The sequence below is a fragment of the Streptomyces sp. NPDC048172 genome (assembly GCF_043202595.1).
In the GTDB taxonomy this organism is placed as follows: Bacteria; Actinomycetota; Actinomycetes; order Streptomycetales; family Streptomycetaceae; genus Streptomyces.
The window spans coordinates 1-5,272 of the sequence record NZ_JBIDAT010000020.1; the positions used below are offsets into that span (position 1 = coordinate 1).

At 69.2% G+C, this 5,272-nt stretch carries 5 protein-coding genes and 1 pseudogene; 5 read left to right on the forward strand and 1 reads right to left on the reverse strand.

The genetic code is table 11. From position 1 onward, the window contains the following. Positions 1–86: 86 nt before the first annotated feature. A pseudogene (locus tag ACGF3A_RS43915) lies at positions 87–1,078 on the reverse strand (IS5 family transposase). On the opposite strand from ACGF3A_RS43915, the gene ACGF3A_RS43920 reads away from it, so the two are divergent. The 5 genes from ACGF3A_RS43920 to ACGF3A_RS43940 all read left to right on the forward strand — a co-directional run bounded on the left by ACGF3A_RS43920 (position 1,067) and on the right by ACGF3A_RS43940 (position 4,950). Next, positions 1,067–1,696, forward strand: a complete 630-nt coding sequence (locus ACGF3A_RS43920) for a class I SAM-dependent methyltransferase (protein WP_393737024.1) — start codon at positions 1,067–1,069, stop codon at positions 1,694–1,696. The pseudogene ACGF3A_RS43915 and the gene ACGF3A_RS43920 overlap by 12 nt on opposite strands. A 354-nt stretch (positions 1,697–2,050) precedes the next feature. After that, entirely contained in the window at positions 2,051–2,380 is a 330-nt protein-coding gene (locus ACGF3A_RS43925; RefSeq protein ID WP_393737026.1) for a hypothetical protein, read from the forward strand. Between the two features lie 13 nt (positions 2,381–2,393). Continuing rightward, positions 2,394–2,858, forward strand: coding sequence for a hypothetical protein (locus tag ACGF3A_RS43930; RefSeq protein ID WP_393737028.1), 465 nt, complete (start codon positions 2,394–2,396; stop codon positions 2,856–2,858). Next, on the forward strand, positions 2,842–3,510 hold the full coding sequence (locus tag ACGF3A_RS43935) for a hypothetical protein (protein ID WP_393737030.1): 669 nt from the start codon (positions 2,842–2,844) through the stop codon (positions 3,508–3,510). Before ACGF3A_RS43930 ends, ACGF3A_RS43935 begins: the two co-directional genes overlap by 17 nt. A gap of 738 nt (positions 3,511–4,248) precedes the next feature. Then, positions 4,249–4,950, forward strand: a complete 702-nt coding sequence (locus ACGF3A_RS43940) for a hypothetical protein (protein ID WP_393737032.1) — start codon at positions 4,249–4,251, stop codon at positions 4,948–4,950. Positions 4,951–5,272 lie beyond the last annotated feature (322 nt).

Below are 5,272 nucleotides of genomic sequence, written 5' to 3' on the forward strand. Positions count from 1 at the left end.
CTCCTGGTGCCGGTGGAGATGTCGCAATCCACACCGAAACCAGAGGCCCTCGCCTCGTTCAAGCACCACGCACGGCGCGTCACCCGTCACCAACGTCCCGGGACAACACACCTAGGCCCCTTCTGACGGATCATGCTGGGCTCGCGGAGCCAGAGGATCAAGGAAGCCAGGACAACTCCGGCACGGTAGCGGTCGCCGAGCTTGTCGAACCGGGTCGCGATCGCGCGGAACTGCTTGAGGCGGGCGAAGCATCGTTCGACGACGTTGCGGTCGCGGTAGGTGACCTTGTCGAAGGTCGGCGGCCGGCCGCCGAGGGCTCCGCGTCGGTGGCGGTTCGCCGCCTGGTCGCGGCGCTCGGGGATCGTGGCAGCGATGCCCCGGCGCCTCAGCAGATGGCGGATGGCGGATGGCGGATGGCCCTGCTGGAATACGCCTTGTCACCCAGCACACGGTCCGGTGTCGTGCGCGGGCGGCCCGTGCCGAGGCGCGGGGTGCGGATGCCGTCGAGGACCTGGCCGAACGCCGTCGCGTCGTTGACGTTGCCGGGCGTGAGCACAATCGACAGGGGCAGGCCCCGGCCATCGACGGCGAGATGGACTTGGGTGGTCAGTCCGCCTCGGGAGCGGCCGAGGGCCTGGCGTGCCTGCGAGCGGCCCGGATCTTCCAGTTCGTCCCCGTTCACATCCCCCTTTTGCGGGCGCCGACTGCGTGCTGGTGGGCTCGGTTGATGGTGGAGTCGACGGAGACGGTCCATTCCACCCGGCCCACCGCGTCATCGCGGACCTGAACGTGCTCCAGCAACCGTGCCCAGGTGCCGTCCGCCTCCCACGGGCGAACCGCTCGTAGACGGTCTGCCACGGCCCGAACCGGTCGGGAAGGTCCCGCCACGGAGCCCCGGTCCGCAGCCGCCAAGCACCCCGTTGACCACCTGCCGGTGATCACGCCACGGACGGCCCCGTCCGTCCACCTGAGGCGAAAGGGGCTCTATCCGCCTCCATGCCGCATCGGTCAACTCACCTCGACCTGCCACAAGATCAATTATCAGACCGGCTATAGAGTCCTGCCCGTGGCGAATCATCTGGACGAGACCAGGACGGCCTACGACGGTGTCGTCGAGCTGTACGCATCGCTGTTCGCAAACCGGCTGGAAACACAGCCTTTCTCCCGGGCCATGATCGGCACCTTCGCCGAACTGGTGCGCGCGACGGGCAACCTGCGGACAGCGGACGTCGGGTGCGGGCCCGGACATCTGACAGCCATGCTGCACGAACTCGGCCTGGACGCCTTCGGACTAGACCTTGCCCCCGGCATGGTCGACCACGCCCGGCAGGCCCATCCGGCGCTGCGCTTCCAAGAGGCGCGGATGGAATCCCTGCCGATCGAGGACGCCGCGCTCGGCGGCGTGCTGGCCCACTACTCAATGATTCACACCCCTCCGGGGGAACTACCGGAGCTGCTCGCCGAACAGGTACGCGTCCTGGCACCGGACGGTCTGCTCCTGGTCTCCTTCTTCGGGACCGACGGACAAGTACCGGTCCGGTTCGACCACAAGGTGGCGCCCGCCTACAGCTGGCCGGTGGATCGCCTCGCCGAACTGCTGGGCGATGCTGGGCTCGATCCCTTCGCCCGGCTGCTCCACGATCCATCCTCTGATCGGGGCTTCCTCGACACCCATCTACTGGCCCGCCGTTCGTAGCCACTGCCCAGTCCCCCCAGCCGATCGGCGCACCTCCGGATTGCCAGCTCAGCCGAATCTCGCTGATCAGACCGGAATTGTCAGACACCCCCTAGGGCGCCCGGTCTGCATAGGCATCGTGCTGCGGGCCTTCGCTCGCCTCCAGAGCGAAGGCCGCTCCTCCCGGGGGCTCTACGTCCCTGGGACCCGTCCCTTACGGAGAGCCCTGGTAGCGGCCGGTCTCCTCGCCGGTGATCGTGGACCACCTCGCGCACGCCGAGGTGGCCACTCCTTCGAGGCATGTACGTCACATGGTGCCGCGTGACTCGGTAGCGTCAATCGAACCTACGCGCCCGGAATGGAGTTGACGGCAGCATGCCCGAGAGAAGAAGCGACGGGGGCGTATACCCGGATCGGGAAGCACTGGAGCGAGCGCTCCTGTTGAGTCAAATGTGGGCAATCCTGACGGTTGTGTTCGTCATCGGTGCAGTGGCGATGCTGTTCTTCCCACTCCATTACGACACGCTGTCGTGCGGTCCTTTGGTAGCGCCGGAAGACCCCCTGCTCCGCGACGAGGCGTTGTGCAACTCCAGACGTACTCAGCAGCTCTCCTGGTCCGGGCTGGTGTTGGCCATCGCTGTCATCTCCGCAGCCCTCGCGTTCCTCACCCGGCCGGAGCGCATACGGATCAAACAGCTCAACTGAAACTTGGCGAGAGATGCGGGGATGGCGACTGGAGGCCGGGATGGACATCGTCGGGCAGGCAGACGAACGAGCAGGAGAGGGCGACCGGCAGGGGAGCGCGACGCGGCGCACGGCGGGTCCCGGCACGAGCGACGCTCTCCTGGCCGCCCTCCACAGCACGACCTTCGTAGTGATCGACTTCGAGGCGCTCACCCCGGCGGGCCGCCCGGCCGAGCCCACGGAGGTCGCCGCCGTCGCCCTGACCGTACGCGAGGGCCGCTGGGCGGAGACCGGTCGCTTCGAGTCCCTGATCCAGCCGCCGTCCGATGTACCCGTCACGGCCCGGGACCTGGCCCACGGCATGCCCGACGCCGCGCTGCGGGGCCAGAGCATCGTCGGCAAGTCGCCCAAGACCGTGCCCACGTCCTGCCCTCGCGACGATGCGCACGTCGATGCAGGACGAAGTGTGGGAGGCTCGGGTCATGCGGCTGCTCTTTGACACGACGACTGGGGTGCAGACCCTGACGCGCGAGGAGCACGCCGCCTTCGAGGAGTCCCTCAGCGCTGGCACGGCGCTGTTTTCGAGTGTCGATACCATCTGCGGCTCCGCCCCGGAGTCAGTCGAGCTGATCGAGTACCAACTTCCGGGTGCCGGGCGCGAGTACGCGGTGTGGGAGCGCGGCGTCGAGCGGTCCCGGGCCGCAGTGGGCGGGCTGGACGCGCTCGACGAGCTGTACGAGCAGTGGGTGCACGAACGGGTGCGCCGCCAGGAGCGGCTGATGCGCGAGAGTGATGTCTCCGGGTGCGGCCGGTACGACCCCACGGCTCCGCACAACCCCGAGGACCCGACCCGTCGCGATCTCACAGCGGTCTGCCGAGCTGCCGAGGACGGCGGATACGTCCTTCAGGTCATGCGTGACGGCAGCGACCTCCCGCTGGTCGAGCGGGATCTGTCGTACTGGCCGGACTGGCCAGCCTTCCCGCCCGAGGCCGGGTATGAGGCAGGCTGCCAGCTCGTGCTGTGCGGCATCGTGATCTGGCCGGACACGATGACGCCCGACTCCGTGTACGGATGGCGCCCCGTCCCAGGCCAGCGCGCATGGTCGGCCCAGGTCGCAGGCCACGGTCAACTGGAGGCTGCCGGGTTTTAGGGGCAGGCGCAGATCGGTGCGGCCTGATGGGCAGGGCCGCGTAGCAAGGTCGGCTCACCGCTGTCGAGCGGCTTGAGCAGCTGATGCCGACGGCGGTGGCCGCACCTGCCGCACTTCTCGTCCTTCAGGAGGCCCAGTTCGGCAACTGGCCCCGGGCCTGCGCTGCGGCCTTCACGGCGCGGAGCGGAGCGAGAGCCCGCTGGTTGGCGTCCCGCTCCACAGCCCGGACATACGCCGCTCGGTCGGCGTTGGCACCCGGCCCGGGGCCGGTGACACCGCACCCCCAGCACACGACCCAGTCGGCGGTCGCCGGGCAGGCAGTGCGGTGCCCGCATCCGACGCACGTGTGCTCGGCGTCCCGCTGCACGATGGCCCTGCGCTCGATCCGGGACTGGGCCCGACAAGAGCCGCACCTCACCAGCATGGACTGCTCCCAGTTGACGTGCTGCCGGTCAGAAGTGAGGGCGTAGTCGGCAGACGCCGGCTCACCGACCACCCCGCACTTCCGGCAGGCGAAGTAGAAGCAGCGTTCCTCACGAGGTGGGGCGGATTCCATAGGAACATCGTCTCGCACTCCGACGCCCCTGGGGATCGAAAGCAGGCGGGTCGATGCGATGCGGTTCTGGAATGCTGGGGCGCATGTCTGAGGGGGGACCTGCGCCGGGTGGGGCAGACAGTCACGAGACGCGCCGACACAGATACACCGCCGCAGCGGTCTCGGCGGCCGCGGTCGTGGCCGTGGTGATCCATCTCGTGTGGCCGCACATCGAGTTCGACGCGGTCACTGTGACGCTGCTGGTGGTCGCGGTGATCCCGTGGCTGGGCGGGCTGTTCGAGAGCATCACTCTGCCCGGGGGCGCCGGAGTGCAGTTCCGGCGGTTGACCGCGCGGGTCGAGGATGCCGAGGCAGCCGCCGCCCGCCTGGAGCGGGAGGTGGAAGGAGCCACCGACACCTCCCAAGTCGCCTTGACCGCCGCCCAGCAGGGTGCCGCGGGCCAACCGGCGGCCGATGTGGAGACGGTCGAGCGGCTGGCGGCCGACTATCTGGCCCTGCGCCGGACGCTGCCGCCGGGCTCGGAACGTACGCGGTTGCAGCAGCAGGTCTTCGGGGACCTGGTCCGGGTGACCGCGCGCTTTCCCGATCCGCCGCTCGCTGCCTGGCTGGAATCGGATAACGGCGGGCTGCGGCTGGCCGCCTACACTCGGCTCTTCCTGGCCCCGGACCCCGATCATCTGGACGCGCTGCTCGACGCCGTCCTCCGGGACGAGCTCGCGTTCAGCGTCAGCAGAGGAATCCGCGCGCTGGAGAACGTCCTCGCCCTCGTCGCCCCGGCACACCGTACGGAACCGGTGCGGCGACTCCGCGCCTTCCTGGGACAGCTGCCGGAAGGCAACCGTAAACGGCATCTGCGCCGCCTCCTGGAGCGTTTCCCGGAGTGACCCGACCACCGGCCGCCGGGACGTGGACGACGAGCGGCCATCGCGGCTACGGATCGACATGAAGGGACTCTGATGGAGCACGACACCGCGCCCGCCGCGGGGTGGGAACCGGCCCGCGTCACGGCGGATCATCTGCGGGCCCTCACCACGCTCACCGAGCGCTCCGCGCTGATCGCGCCGGGACGCTGAGAGCCTGATTTGAATGTCCCATGCACGCGAATAGCGTGCCGCCGATGGTTAGCAGGGTCTCGTGGGCGAGGTCTTCGAGTGATACCGCCTCGCGCCGGGCCAGCGGGTGGGAGCTGGGCACCAGGAGGGCCCG